At 39.9% G+C, this 15,446-nt stretch carries 24 protein-coding genes; 12 read left to right on the top strand and 12 right to left on the bottom strand.

What is annotated here, in order from left to right:
- The first annotated feature begins 711 nt into the window (after positions 1 to 711).
- The gene (locus BA6348_RS25270; RefSeq protein ID WP_005837026.1) at positions 712 to 1,338 is read left to right on the top strand and encodes a MarR family transcriptional regulator; all 627 of its coding nucleotides are present in this window, start codon (positions 712 to 714) and stop codon (positions 1,336 to 1,338) included.
- A 23-nt stretch (positions 1,339 to 1,361) separates the two neighbouring features.
- The gene (locus tag BA6348_RS25265) at positions 1,362 to 1,859 is read left to right on the top strand and encodes a hypothetical protein (RefSeq protein ID WP_371861804.1); all 498 of its coding nucleotides are present in this window, start codon (positions 1,362 to 1,364) and stop codon (positions 1,857 to 1,859) included.
- 65 nt (positions 1,860 to 1,924) lie between these two features.
- Here BA6348_RS25265 and BA6348_RS25260 read toward each other — a convergent pair whose 3' ends face one another.
- From BA6348_RS25260 to BA6348_RS25230, 7 genes are all read right to left on the bottom strand, one after another.
- A complete protein-coding gene (locus BA6348_RS25260) occupies positions 1,925 to 2,263 on the bottom strand; it encodes a hypothetical protein (protein ID WP_026558480.1) in 339 nt (112 codons plus the stop codon).
- Positions 2,264 to 2,276: 13 nt separating this feature from the next.
- On the bottom strand, positions 2,277 to 2,786 hold the full coding sequence (locus BA6348_RS25255; protein WP_026558479.1) for a hypothetical protein: 510 nt from the start codon (positions 2,784 to 2,786) through the stop codon (positions 2,277 to 2,279).
- A gap of 12 nt (positions 2,787 to 2,798) precedes the next feature.
- On the bottom strand, positions 2,799 to 4,121 hold the full coding sequence (locus BA6348_RS27575) for a hypothetical protein (protein ID WP_242507413.1): 1,323 nt from the start codon (positions 4,119 to 4,121) through the stop codon (positions 2,799 to 2,801).
- Entirely contained in the window at positions 4,118 to 4,510 is a 393-nt protein-coding gene (locus BA6348_RS25245) for a hypothetical protein (RefSeq protein ID WP_026558478.1), read from the bottom strand. Before BA6348_RS25245 ends, BA6348_RS27575 begins: the two co-directional genes overlap by 4 nt.
- 87 nt (positions 4,511 to 4,597) lie before the next feature.
- Positions 4,598 to 4,936, bottom strand: coding sequence for a Sir2 family NAD-dependent protein deacetylase (locus BA6348_RS25240; protein WP_081414803.1), 339 nt, complete (start codon positions 4,934 to 4,936; stop codon positions 4,598 to 4,600).
- A 256-nt stretch (positions 4,937 to 5,192) separates the two neighbouring features.
- Positions 5,193 to 5,597 carry an SIR2 family NAD-dependent protein deacylase gene (locus BA6348_RS25235; protein ID WP_026558476.1) on the bottom strand — a complete coding sequence of 135 codons (405 nt, stop codon included), beginning with the start codon at positions 5,595 to 5,597 and terminating at the stop codon, positions 5,193 to 5,195.
- A gap of 108 nt (positions 5,598 to 5,705) precedes the next feature.
- Positions 5,706 to 6,692: a helix-turn-helix transcriptional regulator gene (locus BA6348_RS25230; protein ID WP_165329016.1), complete on the bottom strand. Its 987-nt coding sequence runs from the start codon at positions 6,690 to 6,692 to the stop codon at positions 5,706 to 5,708.
- 149 nt (positions 6,693 to 6,841) lie between these two features.
- Between BA6348_RS25230 and BA6348_RS25225 the strand changes: the two genes are divergently transcribed.
- The 8 genes from BA6348_RS25225 (at position 6,842) to BA6348_RS25200 (ending at position 12,476) form a co-directional block, all read left to right on the top strand.
- Positions 6,842 to 7,210 (top strand): DUF6075 family protein, encoded by a 369-nt coding sequence (locus BA6348_RS25225; RefSeq protein ID WP_051353989.1) that lies wholly within the window; start codon positions 6,842 to 6,844, stop codon positions 7,208 to 7,210.
- Between the two features lie 94 nt (positions 7,211 to 7,304).
- On the top strand, positions 7,305 to 9,560 hold the full coding sequence (locus BA6348_RS25220; protein ID WP_026558474.1) for an ATP-dependent helicase: 2,256 nt from the start codon (positions 7,305 to 7,307) through the stop codon (positions 9,558 to 9,560).
- A gap of 242 nt (positions 9,561 to 9,802) precedes the next feature.
- Entirely contained in the window at positions 9,803 to 10,447 is a 645-nt protein-coding gene (locus tag BA6348_RS25215) for a hypothetical protein (protein WP_005832245.1), read from the top strand.
- 217 nt (positions 10,448 to 10,664) lie between these two features.
- Positions 10,665 to 10,916 (top strand): hypothetical protein, encoded by a 252-nt coding sequence (locus BA6348_RS25210; RefSeq protein WP_100228563.1) that lies wholly within the window; start codon positions 10,665 to 10,667, stop codon positions 10,914 to 10,916.
- A 48-nt stretch (positions 10,917 to 10,964) separates the two neighbouring features.
- The gene (locus BA6348_RS25205) at positions 10,965 to 11,663 is read left to right on the top strand and encodes a metallophosphoesterase (protein ID WP_026558473.1); all 699 of its coding nucleotides are present in this window, start codon (positions 10,965 to 10,967) and stop codon (positions 11,661 to 11,663) included.
- Between the two features lie 17 nt (positions 11,664 to 11,680).
- Positions 11,681 to 11,836: a hypothetical protein gene (locus BA6348_RS26955; protein ID WP_165329015.1), complete on the top strand. Its 156-nt coding sequence runs from the start codon at positions 11,681 to 11,683 to the stop codon at positions 11,834 to 11,836.
- Between the two features lie 33 nt (positions 11,837 to 11,869).
- Positions 11,870 to 12,145: a DUF7669 domain-containing protein gene (locus tag BA6348_RS28160; RefSeq protein WP_420796657.1), complete on the top strand. Its 276-nt coding sequence runs from the start codon at positions 11,870 to 11,872 to the stop codon at positions 12,143 to 12,145.
- A complete protein-coding gene (locus BA6348_RS25200; protein ID WP_005834415.1) occupies positions 12,114 to 12,476 on the top strand; it encodes an NUDIX hydrolase in 363 nt (120 codons plus the stop codon). The genes BA6348_RS28160 and BA6348_RS25200 overlap by 32 nt, the downstream gene beginning before the upstream one ends.
- 45 nt (positions 12,477 to 12,521) lie before the next feature.
- On the opposite strand, the gene BA6348_RS28155 is transcribed toward BA6348_RS25200, so the two are convergent.
- The 5 genes from BA6348_RS28155 to BA6348_RS25180 form a co-directional block, all read right to left on the bottom strand.
- Positions 12,522 to 12,641 (bottom strand): YgiT-type zinc finger protein, encoded by a 120-nt coding sequence (locus tag BA6348_RS28155; protein WP_353505646.1) that lies wholly within the window; start codon positions 12,639 to 12,641, stop codon positions 12,522 to 12,524.
- 114 nt (positions 12,642 to 12,755) lie between these two features.
- Positions 12,756 to 12,914, bottom strand: coding sequence for a hypothetical protein (locus tag BA6348_RS26950; protein WP_165329014.1), 159 nt, complete (start codon positions 12,912 to 12,914; stop codon positions 12,756 to 12,758).
- A gap of 106 nt (positions 12,915 to 13,020) precedes the next feature.
- Positions 13,021 to 13,356 carry a hypothetical protein gene (locus BA6348_RS25190; RefSeq protein WP_005834419.1) on the bottom strand — a complete coding sequence of 112 codons (336 nt, stop codon included), beginning with the start codon at positions 13,354 to 13,356 and terminating at the stop codon, positions 13,021 to 13,023.
- Between the two features lie 57 nt (positions 13,357 to 13,413).
- Positions 13,414 to 13,617 (bottom strand): hypothetical protein, encoded by a 204-nt coding sequence (locus BA6348_RS25185; RefSeq protein ID WP_026558472.1) that lies wholly within the window; start codon positions 13,615 to 13,617, stop codon positions 13,414 to 13,416.
- 53 nt (positions 13,618 to 13,670) lie between these two features.
- The gene (locus BA6348_RS25180; RefSeq protein ID WP_026558471.1) at positions 13,671 to 14,321 is read right to left on the bottom strand and encodes a GGDEF domain-containing protein; all 651 of its coding nucleotides are present in this window, start codon (positions 14,319 to 14,321) and stop codon (positions 13,671 to 13,673) included.
- 165 nt (positions 14,322 to 14,486) lie between these two features.
- On the opposite strand from BA6348_RS25180, the gene BA6348_RS25175 reads away from it, so the two are divergent.
- On the top strand, positions 14,487 to 14,741 hold the full coding sequence (locus BA6348_RS25175; protein ID WP_026558470.1) for a helix-turn-helix domain-containing protein: 255 nt from the start codon (positions 14,487 to 14,489) through the stop codon (positions 14,739 to 14,741).
- Positions 14,742 to 14,875: 134 nt separating this feature from the next.
- A complete protein-coding gene (locus BA6348_RS27755; protein WP_081414801.1) occupies positions 14,876 to 15,397 on the top strand; it encodes an AbrB/MazE/SpoVT family DNA-binding domain-containing protein in 522 nt (173 codons plus the stop codon).
- The last annotated feature ends 49 nt before the right edge of the window (positions 15,398 to 15,446 follow it).

Raw genomic sequence — 15,446 nt, 5'->3', positions numbered from 1 at the left:
ATATCATTGCGAAAAGGAATTCACTAAACGCCTTCGCTAAAGAAATTCGGGTAATACAGCAATATTAACTGGTTGAAACCGCAAAAAAATGGCTATAAACATTCAAAAACCTGCAAAACGAGGTGTTCAGGTCTATCTGAACTGTTTGAACACAAAACATGCTGGAGATTGTTCATATTTCGAAGAAGTATAATCACTTTGTTAATGTTTGTTGATTGACTTTAATTAATTATCGTATTAAAGTGCAGGATTATTCGCTCTCTGTATTCGGTGTAATCCCATTTGTCATATTGCTCAGAATGCTTGTGCTATACTCAAATGTTTTTAGAGGTAGCACACCAGGCTGATTTTGTTAAATTTCAAAAGCGTAGGCGTTAAGTGAATGCGTCTTTCGTACACCATATAAAATTGGATACATACTGTCTTGCGAAGACTATGTATAATCTACAGATTGCCTGTCGTCAATGCGAATTGCAATATTGCCAAGTAAATCAAAAAGAGCGAAGAAACAAAGAGGTTTTTTAGACAATCTTTTTAAAGTAACTTATCTATGCAATTGGAACAAATGTTACGAGCCGAGCGAAATCAGGTATCCACTCCTATTTTTCCTCGGTTTTTCAATTGAGTAGGGGTGTGGAATTGTCTCGGTATCGAAGATCTTGAAAAAAAGTGTAAAATAAGCAGAAAAGAATAACATGAGGAGAATGTTCAGTGAAAACCTTAAAAGATAAAATCATTGATATATTAAGCGACCGAGAGGGCTTAACAGATAGAGAAATTACCGATTTACTGTTAGGGAAAGGAATGCCACAACAGTCTGTCAATCAGGCATGCAGATCTTTGGAAGCGAAAGGGATAATCAAAAGAATTAATAGAAATGACGGATTATTGGGAAATTACATCGTTTCTGACAGACCAAAAACTGAACCGATTATGAGTCATAAGCCTGAGAACTTGGAAAAGGATGCTTCTGTTTTTGCAGAGGATAACTTAAAAGAGATACTGAAAAAACATCTACAATCGAATGATTGGGAGACGCAGATAGCATGGGGGAAAACTCCTGGAATTGACATCAATGCGTATAGAGGTACGGAAAGGTGGATCATTGAAGTTAAAGGCTTAGGGTCTTCTAATCCAATGAACGTAAACTACTTCTTGGGGGTCTTGGCAGAAACACTTCAAAGAATGGATGATCCAAATGCAAAATACAGCATAGCATTACCCGATGTAAAGCAGTTTCGTAATCTATGGGGCAAGTTTCCTCTATTGGCTAAGAAGAGGACAAGAATTACAGCGGTATTCATAGACGAGAATGGGGGAATAGAAGAGGTTTCATAGAAGATTAATATGTAAGGATGATGATGGTGGATAACTTAATCATAGAACCAGGTGCAATTGGTACGATTAAAATCGGTATGAGCAAGGATGAAGTGGAAGCCTGCATTCAAGAATACGCAAGGAAATACCAAAAGGAATACCATACTCGAAATTATTTTAAGAATGTATTCAGGGTAGAGTATGATGCGAATAGAAGAGTTGACTTTATTGAAATTCCATCGTCCTTAAAGGATGAATTCAACTGCTTATTTTATGATATCGATGTATTCAATACAAAAGCAGATGACTTGGTAACCCGCATTGATCGTATTTCAGAATATGATCGGAATCATTGGGAGTTAGGTTACACATACTTTTTTCCAGAACTCGGATTATCACTCTGGAGACCCATTATATTTAAAGAAGAGTACATGGAAGAAGATTGGTTTAAAGAAATGTGTCCAGAGAATCAAGAGGATGAGATGAGGCATTTATATTTCGAAGCCGTAAGTATCGCAAAGCGAGACGTTGATCAAAAGTGATGATTAGGATCCGTGAATAATAGTATGTCTCAGTTTGAAAGGAAAAAGCTGAATATTGTACTGAATTATTGAATGACCTTTTCCCAATACCTTAATTGGTGAGCCTCGATTTTTGGAGCAACTGTTTCCCAAATCAGCTTTTTGAACTCAGGATGAATGTAGAGGGGGCGTAATCTAAACCAAAAACGCCCCAATAGTGTGAATACTTGATCCAAACCAGTTACAAAGCTTGATTGTTGATGGACAAGTAGAGACAAATCTTCATCATCGAAAAAGTCAGCTAAAGCAGTTTCGTCAGTTTGCTTTTTGAAAATCCATGATCCGTTTGATGTTTTTGAACCGATTAAAGTGATTCTGCCACCTTCACCAGAAAGCACGATAATATCTTCCCAATACTGTCGCATTCCATCATCCCCATTAAAAAGCGATCGGTTCTAAATCGTCAAAACTTTCCTCGCCAAAATCTTCCCAACTTGAAACAGACGGATCATTTGCCAAATCTGCATGAAACCAAAACAAATCTTCACATCGACCTGGTGTAAACAAGCTTTGTTTTGCCTTCCAATTATCCCTGACGATAAAGATGGCATCAGCTCCATATTCCCCATTCCACTTCAGTAGGGTGTACCTCTTTTTGAATTCTTGACTATCAACTTTATGCTTGATCATGATATCAAATTGGGGATAGTGCTCCTGAAACGATTTAAGTAGAGTAAGGAGATCCTCTGTCCTCTCGATCTTCCTATACCCTCTCATTTTCCCAGGTATACCTTTCTGTTGAAATGCCTTTAATGAAGGAATGCCTTTCGAAAACTCTAATTGTAACGTCTGGAGAAGATGATCATCTCCCATCATATTAAATCGAACGCTTCCATCCTCAATTAGCTCAATTTGACCGTGCCCGCTCTTATGGGTAAATTCAATCATACGTTCACCTCTTTAGAAGATAATTCCACCACCTGCGGTTGCGATACAGGTTCGTTCAACATGTGCTGTATAGTCATTTTTACTAAAGGTATGAACATAACGATTAAAGGTTGTGGTTCCGATATCATTTATGGTGTGGAAGACAATGACAGGATTACCTTCAACATCGTAATAAAAGTGAGGCTCAATGATTTCGGGTTCATCCTCAATCATTTCCCATTCATAATGGCCATAATGTGATTTTTGATCATCCGTCAGTGGTAAGATTATATCTCTCCCCCATGAGGTTCCGTGCCACATCGCACCAAACTCATGAAGTTCATGAAACACGATGGATGCTTGCAAATATGATAAAGGGGTTCGGTCGCCATCGATGGCTTGCATGAAATCGGCTAATGCAAAGGAGGGTTTCGGTGCAGATAGGAAATGCTCTTCTAAACGTTGGCACTCATTTGGGTCTGGAAGTTCAGTATCGACTGGTAAAGCCCAAACGATTCCGTTTCCATTTGCTCCGTCCGTATACTGATAAGCCCTTAATTTATATCCCTCTTTGATCCGAAGATGGGAAAATGCCCTTACTATGGATTCTGGATTGGCGGCAGTTCTGAACCAGCCAAAATCAAAATCATCACATTCTTCAACAGGTTGAGAATCTACAAACAGGTTTGGTTTCGTTGCGTAGACTGGAAAACGTTGCTTGCCGAATTTTTGTTTATATAACGAGAGCAGTTCGTTCAACATTGTTGGTCGGTGAGTAGGGATAAGAGGGCAAGGATGATAATAATTATTGGAATCCTTATGTTTTTTTCCGAAAGTAGGAACCTTTGATTGACCGATTAAGCTTAGCCATTTTTCCTTAATACGTTTAAGGTTCTTCCAACCTGCTTTGTGATCAACGCCCCAACCGAGAAGTAGCCAGGGATGCATTTGTAATTCTTGTAGTGAAATCAATGATGCAGTGATGTCATACTCTCCTGAAGTGACGAGAGATTCAAACTGATCGACGGCGTTCGTAGACTTGGAGTTTTGAAGATTGAAAAGGTTGTAAATATGGAACCTTCCCGACACGGGCTTATCTTTGCCATAGATTTCTTCAACCAAAAGGATTAATTGATCCATTGTCGGATCAGGAGTTATTTCACCTTCCGCTTTGAATGATATATTCAGCTTTTCTATCAAGTCAGGATTGATTTTATTGAAATCGGCTGATCCTGGGTTAAGCAAAAGACATGCCCCAATAGACATCTCAGACTGCCCCCACTGGATGTAAGCTGTTGTTCGATAAGTATGATCTCCACGTTTGATGAATGTTCCATATGCTCTTGGTTGGTTCATATACATTCTCCATTCAAATTTTTATTGATATCTACCCCGACGAGATCTGAAACGGTAACATTGCCAAATGCGGTATAGTAAATAGTTAAAACCGATACGGCTATCTCTGCTTCTCGTTTGTCATCGCAATCCATGAAATCAATTGCGTTTTTTGGAGATTCATCGTTAATGAGAATTTTATAACCTCCATCTTCTTCAAGGACACTCACATACAAGGATATCTTATTGGTTTCTGGCCCCCACCATGCCCATTCTTCATCTAAATCCGTACCCTTATTAACCCAATGTCCGTTTGGATTTGGTACATAGGAGGATTTATCAACTGCTTGATTTCCTTGCCTCAACAAAAGGTATAAGAACAGAATAAATAGGAATAGGATCCAAATCATAAGCCACCCCCACCCTTTCCGTTTTATGTCTTCCACCAAAAAGTATCAAGGGACCCGATCAAATAATTAATCACCAAGTTGGGTTTTTTAGTTCAGTGACAACTCCTCGGTAATGAGTCTCAATACTTCACCGATATTTCGGTTGTTTATTACAGCATCAGCGATAGAGTCTAAGGGAGTCGGATCGTGATTGATAATTACCACTCTTGCACCGTGTTCTTTTGCGATCATTGGAAATGAGTTAGCAGGAGAGACAACCAGTGAAGAGCCAAGAACAATAAACAAATCGGATTGTTTTGTCTCTTTCTCTGCCGCCGCTAACATGTGGGGGTCTAATGACTCTCCAAACAACACGACAGAGGGGCGGATAAACCCACCACACGTACAGTACAAATGATTTTCAACGTATCGGTCTGTTGAGTACATAGTCCCGCATGAATGGCAGTGCAATTTTTGAATTGTCTGTGAACGCTCACCAAAATGTTGACCACTTTGCTCATCATAAAGTTACCCACCTGACAGTTTGAGCACACGTCATCATTTTCACACCTAATTGCAAATGTTTTTACTGAGCCAAGGATCGTCAAGGGCTTGCGTAGCAAGGGGTTTACCCTTTATCCTTGACGATCCTTGGTGCAGGAAATAAAATGCTACTTTGTGTGAAAAAAAGCATCGTAGGTGGTCAACTCGAAGATGAGCGTTTGCTCCAAAAATGGTCAACTTTTTGATTAGCATTCACAATTGTCCCGTGCAGGGGGATGACATTAATGTTTCCTGCTTGTTCATGCAATCCATCCGTGTTTTGCGTAATGATGGATTTTACTTGAAACTGTTGTCCCCAGGATGACAAAATACGATATCCAATGTGAGGTTTGACGTTTTGCAATGTTTGAATCCTCATGCGATAAAAATCAATGAATTCTTTCTGGTTATATTTCATCGCTTCCACACTGGCTAAGGATTGAGGGTCTTTTCCATGCCAAAGTCCACTTTGGGATCGAAAGTCGGGAACCCCACTTTCCGTACTCATGCCTGCACCCGAAAAAATTACGGTATATCTTGATTCCTTCAGCCATTTTGCAATCATTCATGACACCTCCGCTACATGTTCTTTATGGTTTCATATTACCAGAACAGTGGTAAAAAATTTGATCGCTTCTTTTTATAAGAAAAATGAGGCATCTGCAAAGATCCCTCAAGAATAGAGTTTGTTCATTTTTTCAGCTTCAGCCTTTATTTTTTCAACAAGGTGCTGAGGTGAGATTACTTTCGCATCACTTCCCCACATAAGTAACCAGCGAATAAAGCCTTCGCTAATAGCGGCTTTAATCTTGATCGAAAAAGTCCGATCATCGACACTTCGAATGGAGACATCTTTTCCAAAACGGTCAATTACCACATTAACAAGGTGATTGTCGAACAGAATTTCAACATATTCGACATTTCCAGGATACATATTAAATGTTTGTTTCATATGGTCGGAGATTGAAAAGTCTGTTCCGATAAATCTCTCTTCAGAGACAGACACATTTTTCATTCGGTCAACCCGATAATGTTTGATTTTATTCTCCTGGGGATTCTTTGCTACGAGATAGTAGTAGTCGTGATTCCATACCAATCCCAATGGAATAACTGTATAAAGTTTACCGTGATGCCGAAGCACAAATTCCTTTTTGATATTGAAATTTCCATATTGGAAATGAAGCATTTTTTGCTCGATGATGGATGTATGGATTTTGTCGATATGATATCGTACTTCTTTATTTTGTGCTCTGATTGCTGGATCGACTGAAATCTGATGATGAAGCTTTTTTGCCAGATGTTTGCTTGATAAAGTTTTTATTTTTTCGATGAGCTGTTTTGACTCATCAGAAGTGATGAATCTGGCAGATGATACCGCATCAATTAGCATTCTAAGCTCATGAGTTTCAAATTTTCGATACTGGTGACTATAGAAAACGGTGTTATTGTCCTTAACGCTTTCCTCGATGCTGAATCCGCATTCTCGTAGTTCTTGAATTGTACTTCTTACAGTATTTTTCGAGACTTTGTAATCGCTTCCGAAGTGAATTTTTAGATGGTCTATGATTTCCAAGATAGATAGTTCGTGATTTTCATCCGTATGGTTAAATAAGATTTCTCTTATTTTCATGATTCGTCCTGTGTTGCTTACGTTATTCATTAAGGTTCCAACTCCTTTCATGATGGGTTCTTCAAGGATGTGAATGCTTCCTTTTCCAGCATACGCAGTTTCCTTCAAAGTACATGATTTATTTTTCCCTGCCCTTCCGCATAAGACATAGAAGTTCAAAAAAACAGGAGGGGACTTCTATGATCTTTTTGTTTCCAGAGCATCAAGAGAGGTATGAACAGTTCATAAGGCAGGATGGGACTCATCCAAAAGACAGGGAGCGGCAGGCGTTATTATACGTCTTTGCGGGCTTCAGAGATTTGGGAGATAGAATTGAGCACTTCTACGATTTTGAAGGGCGTATGATCCGATCAGAAGCATTTGAAGAGGTTAATTTGACGAGCAGTTCGAGAGCGATGGTGGAGCTTGCATTCAACTTGTACAATAACTATCCGTGTGGTACGGTAGTCGATCTGTTTGCAAATTTGGATGAGAGGAATAGGCAGTTGGCGATAAAGGCGATAAAGATCAGATTTGGAGTGAATGAGTCAGGGGATGGGATTATCTAATCCTCTGGCTTTTTGTATTCGTCCCATTCCCATATGATGTCGTGATATAATTGGAGTATTTGATGGTACGGAAAAAATGAAAGGGAAAGTCGGAATGAAGGTAAAGGAAGATTTCTTTGTCCGCAAGAGCCGTGAATTAAGTGTTATCTTAAACGAGGTTCAGAGAAAGGCTGTACTTCAGACGGAAGGTCCCTTGCTCTTGCTGGCATCGCCAGGATCGGGTAAGACAACGACGATCATTATGAGGATTGGGTATTTGATCGAAGAAAAGGGGATAAACCCTGCAAGGATAAAGGCAGTTACGTTTAGCCGAGCATCGGCGAGTGATATGAAGGAGCGGTTCAAACGCTTCTTTCCTTCTCTTCCACCAATTGATTTTTCTACGATTCATAGCCTTGCCTTTGAAGTGGTACGGGATCATTTCCGTAAAACGGGGACTGCTTACCAGATTATTGAGGGTGATCTTGATTCAGAGGAACAGAACGCATTAGATTCAAATCATCTGCCGCTACATAAAAAGATCATTTTGCGAAACTTGTTCAAGTCAATTATCGGTGAGAACATTACCGATGATCAAATGGATGAGCTGACGACTTATATCAGTTTTATAAAGAACAAAATGATTCCACAAGAGAAATGGTCATCGGTCAAAGTGGGTGTTCCTGAAGCTGAGCGGATATTGCGGGAATACGAGGCGTTTAAGAAGTCGGGACATAGTAAGCTCTTGCTCGATTATGACGATATGCTGACCATTGGGAATGTGGTTTTGGAGAGGGATAGGGAGCTTCTTCGGAAGTATCAAGATCGTTATGATTATGTGTTAACGGACGAGAGCCAGGATACTTCTACGGTGCAACATGCCATTATCGAAAAACTGGTTCAGAAACACGGCAACCTTTGTGTAGTTGCCGACGACGATCAGTCCATCTATAGTTGGCGAGGTGCAGAGCCTTCCTACCTTCTGAATTTTAAGGAGGTTTACCCTGATTCCCTGACCCTATTTATGGAGCAGAATTATCGATCAACCAAGGATATCGTGAGCGTTGCAAACCAATTCATTAAGCGAAACAAGAATCGGTACGACAAGAATATGTTTACCAAGAATCCAGCAGGTAAGCCGATCAAAATCAGGAGCTTTGCGGATTACATTTATCAGTCGAAGTATCTGGTGCAGGAAATTCAAAAGATCGAGAATTTGTCTGAAGTAGCGGTACTGTATCGAAACAATTCATCTTCTATCGCATTAATGAATGAGTTCGATAGGGCGGGCATCCCATTTTACATGAAAGATGCCGATAATCGTTTCTTTTCGCATTGGGTAGTCGAAGATATTCTGAACTTTATGCGCATGACATTTACCGACAAGAGAGCCGACATATTTGAAAAAATCCATTTAAAACTAAATGGGTATATAAGCAAACAGCAAATGGCGGCATTGAAGGAAATCCATAATAATGAATCGGTCTTTGATAACTTGCTGAAATATGTTGAGTTGCAGGATTATCAAGTCAAACTGGTAAAGGCAAACAAAGAGACGTTCCAACAAATGAGGGGGATGCCACCGCTACATGCCATTCGTGTTATTCGTGATCGGTTAGGCTACGAAAAGGCTATTGAAAAGATGTGTGAGCGTCTTGGATTCCGAAAAGAATACTTGCTTGGCATCCTTAACACGCTGGAAGAGATTGCGGTTGGGTTGGAGACAATGGAGGAATTTGCGAGTCGTCTCAAGCATCTGGCATCGGTGTTAAAGACGGCAAAATCCAGAAAGGGTCAAAATGTTGTAACGTTCTCCACTTTTCATAGTGCAAAAGGGCTGGAGTTTGAGCGAGTATACATGATTGACCTAATCGATGGGATTATTCCATCCTCGGAGGATTACAAAATAGGAGCGGCCGAGGGCAATGCCATGGAAGAGGCAACCCGTCTGTTCTATGTTGGAATGACACGAGCAAAAAAGCACCTGGAGCTGATTGTCTATAGGAAAAGAGATGGGGAAGAGGTTTCAGAATCAGAATTTGTGGCGGCTGTTCGAAACATCATGAATCCGCCTGAAAAACAGGGGGAAGATGAGCGAAAGTCATCAGACACACTTAGCAAGCTGGGACAAGGGAAAAGTAAGAGACAGGTTGATAGACAAAAGCAGAGAACGGCTGAGATAGCATTTAATCCGAATGCGATCCGTAATAGGTCGGAGCTGATTGTTGGAAGGACGGTAAAACATAGAGTTTTCGGAACGGGATCGATCGTTCGTGTAAACGAGGAACAGATCCAGATTCAGTTTGGGTCAAATGGAAAAACACTTTCGGTTATGGCTTGTTTGGAGCGGGGCTTGTTAGAGCCAGTTTAGACTCGGGATCAGAGGGAAGACATTATTATTCGAACCCATGATCCCTGTTTTTATTAAACCCAGCCTCTAAAGTTATTTCTCCCTCGCATCGACATATAATACAAAGTTACCAATAAAACAGGATGAGAGGTAAATGCTCAATATGTAGGAGGTGGAAGAACAGGGGATTCAGGTCTGAAGTTGAAAAAAGGTTGGATTGAAATGAATAGTTGCGGGAGGAAAGTAAAGGGGGATTTGGCTACATGAGTAGTAGCTCAGTTATTCAAGCATTCGGTAATGATTTTCTTTCGGCGTTTGGCATTCAATTGGGGCGAATTGTTGAGCATGTTCCGACTGAGATTGTAAATCTTCGAAAAGAGAGAGTCATGATTGAGGAACTATTCCGATTAGAAGATGATAGCCTGCTTTATTTTGTGCTTCACGCCTCGCCGAATCCAAAAGATTTGGATGAATTGATGGTTCAATTAATGGAACATAATTTGAAGATCTATGAAAAGTACGAGAAATTGATAAATACCGTTGTCGTATTTGGACCAGCGATATCCAATGCAAAAACTTCCATAGATCTCGGTGCTATCAAATACAGGATCTCGGATGCTATATGGATGAGCCGAATTGATGGTGATGAAATTTCCGAAGATCTCGCCAGAAAAGTGAGACATACTGGTGAACTTACGGACGAGGAATTGTCCAGGTTTGTTCTTCTTCCCTTTTTACAGACAAATCTTTCTCGTTATGAGAGGGTGGTGGAGGCAATAGAGATCGCCAATCAGTTGGTTGATCACGGAAAAAGGGATTTGGTATTAAAGCTCATGAAGGCGATGACTGGGAAGTTGCTTATAGGCGATGACTTTGAACAAATTGTACAATCCTTTGAGAAAATTTAGATGATATGTAGGGGATCGGAAAAATCGGTTGAATGCCAAAATCCGATCCCTTTGTGTTTAAAAAGGGAACGTTGGTGCAGTTATTGTTCAATTGAGACAACATAGTTGGAACTTAGGCAATTGAAATTCATTGAAAGTGAGAGGATATATGGAAATATACGGGATATCCAATCATAATGGAAATAAGGGAAATGGCAAAGAAGTGGGGGAAGACAAAATGAACATTGAGATTCTCGGTGAGGAAGATTTTAAGCATTATAAAGCGATCCGAGATGGATATTTCGTCATAATCGACACAACGAGAAGGCTGATACATACTACAGGATGTTCAGATGTGAATATCTCAAGCTTCCGAGTGAAGGTGTTGGAGAATACAGGAAAAAATGGGCGTTATTATTTTACTGATGATCTTGTAGAAGGAAGAGAAACATTTCGAGCGGAAAAATGTAAGAATTGTCGTCCAAAATAGGTGTGATGTTGAAAAGTGGGATATTGGTAAGCAGAAGGGGATGAAGAGTTGAAATATTTCATTACGGATATCCATGGCGATCTAAAAGGAATGAGATTATTACTGAAGCATGTCGGAGTCGATTTGACGAAAGACCAGCTTGTGATTGGCGGGGACATGATAAACAGAGGCAAGGACAGTGCAGGAGTAGTTAAGGAAGTAAAAGCATTAATGGAAAAGCATCCTGATAACGTTCAAGCGATCATCGGCAATCACGAGGAGATGATGAGTTGGTATTTTGAACGTGGCGACAGGTTGTGGCTCAGCCATGGAGGAAACGAAACAGTACAAAGCTTCCAAAAGGCGTTTCCAGATGAGAAGCGTAGGCAAGAGCATATATCCTGGGCTTGTTCCCTACCCCTGTTTTTCGAAGACGATGAGTTTGTTTACACCCATGCAGGGTTTAACCCATACGAACCGTTAGACGGCCAGAATAGGGAAATTCTTTGGATGGAGGAGATGGATTTTTACAGCATCTCTAAAGACCTGCTTTTATCTGCTACCAAAGGCAAACCAATTGTCCATGGACATACTCCAGTTGAAAGAATCTACTTCGATGGAGTCCGCATAAACTGTGACCTTGGATCTAACACCTACTCAATCGTAGAGGAAAGGGGATTGGCTTTGGTCAATCTGACCGAAATGATCTATTGGGTTTACAAGTCTGCTCAGAAGAAGATCGAGAAGCGGAAAGTCGGGAAAATATAGGAATGAGGTTGGAGTAAATGAAAGATGGCTTTCTGTCAGATCGAAAAGTTGAGGAGCTTGAAGATGAGGCAAATGGTATTTTCGTTGTTTCTCCAGATGAAATTTCAGACTCCGAGCGAAAGGCGTATGATAAAATGACCGAGCAGTACATTCAAGAGCAGAAAAAGCAATAATCAAAAAACTATCGAGATGAAATCTTAGCCGCTGTGCGTGAGATCATAAAGCGAAAAGGCATTAATGAGTTTGAAGTTGGTGAGATCGTGGAATACATGCTCGGCAAGAATCCCAATTTGAACGTTTCGACCATTTGCACGCATATCACTTCAAGATGTTGTATAAATGCCGTCGCTAACCATGCTGTTACGTATAATGATTTTGAGCGAATTGGACGAGGGATTTATCGTTTATTCCAAACAGGATCCAAGGTCGAGGAAAGGGGAGAGTCGTCTTATGATTGCTCAAGGAATCATCATTCGAGATGATCGAGTATTAATGGTCAAGCAGTATGTCGAACGAGGGGATATTGTTTGGAATTTCCCAGGTGGAAAAATGGAAGAAAACGAAACTCCAGAGCAAGCTTGTATCAGGGAAGTGAAAGAAGAAACTGGATACGACATTCGAATCACAAAGCAATTACATGAAGAAAGTGGAAAATTCACCTTTGTAGCCGAACTCTTAGGCGGGGAACTCTATCTTGATAACCAAAATGAGTCGAACCAAGATATTATAGAAGTTGCATGGATTCGATTAGACGATCATGAAAAATTTGATTCGTATACATTGCCATTGTTGCGTATACTTTTGGAAGTGTAGATAAGGGAAAATGCTACTGTTAGTTATTAATCCCTTCTTGATAGATCACTTTAGCTTTTCAATCTCCTCTATAATTTTAATTGCGTCTGAATGGAAATACTCTTCTCCACATTGAGAACATTTGAACCCATTAACTTTCACACTTATAATGTGTTTGGATTCCACGGCGATTTCCAGTTCGGCAGGAGGGACATTTGTACAGCCGCAAAAAACACATTGCTTAATACTCGTCAAAACAGTTCACTCCTCAAGTTTTGTTTTCTAATGAATTCCTGCTCCTCATTTTCCCTTAGCCGTTCTCATGATAGCAATAAGGTCAACATACTCATTTAGTTTGGCAGATCCAGCAAGTCGAGCAAGACTGATTGCCTTCTCTTGGTTAGATTGCTGTTTGGTAGTATGATTGGTAGCCGAGCTGTCTTGACGTGCATCATTCATAATAATATACCTCCCTTACGAGCTTGAGTTGCTTTGCCCTTTTTGAACTAATCACCTATCTCAATTTGTTTTGTCTCGTAATAATGTCTACGAAGTGTTGAACGAACTATTCATTTCCTCGCACTTGTCGGCAAATTTCAAGGGAATTAATTTGATGCTTGGTTTTAACAGAGCCACCAGCCAATAGAGCCGCTCGTTTTTTCTCAGGGTCCATATGCTTATTTTTCGTTTGACCAATAAGTTTGTTATGCATTGCTATTGTTTGCACCCAACGGGAACCTTCATGGTGGACGAATTCAGGGTCAGAATAAAGCATTGGCAGTAAGTTAGAATTCTGAATGCATTCTTGGGCTTTCTCTAAGGAAATGTTGAAATGTTCTTGTAATTCGCTGGTGATTTCATTTATGAGCCATAAATCTGCTTGATTCAGCTTTCTTTTCATGAAGTACCACCTACCTTTCGTGTAACAGAGCTGAGGAAATATCCCCTTATCGAAATCCTACTCCGTTCTGTTTTCTGCCTTCCAATCCCTGCTTTCCTCCTGATCACCGTATTTTATCCGCTCACGGATCGAGTCAAGATCAAAAGGAGATGTAACAGACCCTTTCATCTGCTTCATGATCTCCTTTTCCTCTCTTGTCAGCCCTGTTTTCCCTGCCTTATTGATTAGCTTTACATCACGGATGTTCTGATTTTGATTCATCCTCCATACCTCCATTTTGGTGGTTAAATAGAAAGGGACAAGCGAACTATTTTTCACTTGACCCCCGTTTTCTTCTGTTCCTTATACATGTACATATTTTGGTCGGCTGATTTGATTAGTTCGTCTAATTCCCGACTTTGATCAGGGAAGATCGCTGAACCAATCGAAACTTTAACTTCTATGCTGACTTGATTCGAAAGATTTTCTAAATCATTATGCAGCCTCATGATAAGAGTTTGTAGTCCAGCCTCATCTTTGTAATGACCAATTACCAGGAATTCGTCCCCTCCCCAGCGAGCGGAGATATCGCTTTTTCGTGTTGATCTAACCAGTGTTTCAGCTATCTGAGTTAGAATCAAATCACCTTTATCATGACCATAGTCGTCGTTAATATGTTTGAAATTGTCACAATCAATAACCAATAAAAATAGCTTGCTATTTGCTCGTTCAGCTAATGATGCGATCTTTTCAAAACTTTTTATCACGAATCTTCGATTGAACAGCCCTGTCAATTCATCTTTCTCAGAAAAAAATTTGACCTTATCATACTGTTTGCCAGTCCAATATCCCCAAATTATCAAGAGAGGATAGGTATATACATCGAATGGTTCAACTTTTCCGTCTCGACAAAAATAATAGACGATATACATCGAATGTAATAAAAAAGCAAAAATAGTCAAAACGATTCTACCAGTATATTTCATGCTGAATCCCGCCTATTTTACTAAAGAAGGTATAATTTAGCATTGCTATAAAGCATAATAGCACAAATGGATGGGGATTTCATGAAATAAATTGGTTTTGTAGGCTATAGCCTATAGAGTTGTGGTGTAGTTTATCTTCTAATGTTCTCAAAAAGGAGTAAAACCTTGATTGAGAACATTTTTGGTGAGATATTACGCAACCATAGAAAGAATCGGAAACTGTCACAGGAAGACTTGGCACTAAACGCTGATATTGACAGAAGCTTTCTATCGGAAGTAGAGCGTGGAATTAGGAAGCCCACCATAAACACCGTCTTTGCTTTATGCTATGCACTTCAAATAAAGCCATCAGATTTGATACGAGAAGTGGAAGAAGAATATGAACATAACCGTGAAACGCATCATTTATCTGATGACTAATTCCTGGGCAAAGTAGATCAGTGGAGTGACTCCTCTGGTCTTTTGTTTTTATTGAGTAATGGAAACATGACAAGTAAAATAGTGGTAATCGTAGATGTTGTGGGAAAGAGCAGTTTGGAATTGGGGGACTTTTCTTGAAAAGCATTGGAATTGTCAGACAAGTGGACGAACTTGGAAGGGTCGTTATACCAAAGGAACTTCGTGATGTACTCGATGTCCAGATCAAAGATCCTTTAGAAATTTTCATTGATACAGAAAACGAAACGATCATCCTGAAAAAATATCAAGGGAACACTTGTATATTTTGTGGTCAGTTTAGCGATGAAATGGTGTACTTCAAAAAATATTTGGTTTGCCATACATGCATAGGAGAAATAGTGCCATCATCGGAGGTGGACGCAGGGGATAGGAGCATTATTACCGAACATAATGAGATTATAATCTCTGAGCCCGTCATGGATACAAAGAAGAGGAAAAAACATAAAGGAAACAAATCTGCCGAGTTACTGAATCAGCTACATGAGGCGTTCCTGGTAAATCCGAAAGCATCTCAAGTGGAATTGGCAAAAGAATTGGGTATTTCACAAGGATACGTTTGTATTTTGATGAAAAAGTTACGGGAGTCAGGGCTTATTACCAATAAAAAGCAGATGTAAGGGAAGGATGAGTCTGTCAAGATTTTTGTGTAAACGTGAAAACGATGCT

The organism is Brevibacillus agri, from assembly GCF_004117055.1.
GTDB classification, from domain to species: Bacteria; Bacillota; Bacilli; order Brevibacillales; family Brevibacillaceae; genus Brevibacillus; species Brevibacillus agri.
This window is presented reverse-complemented; position numbering and strand designations above follow the sequence as displayed.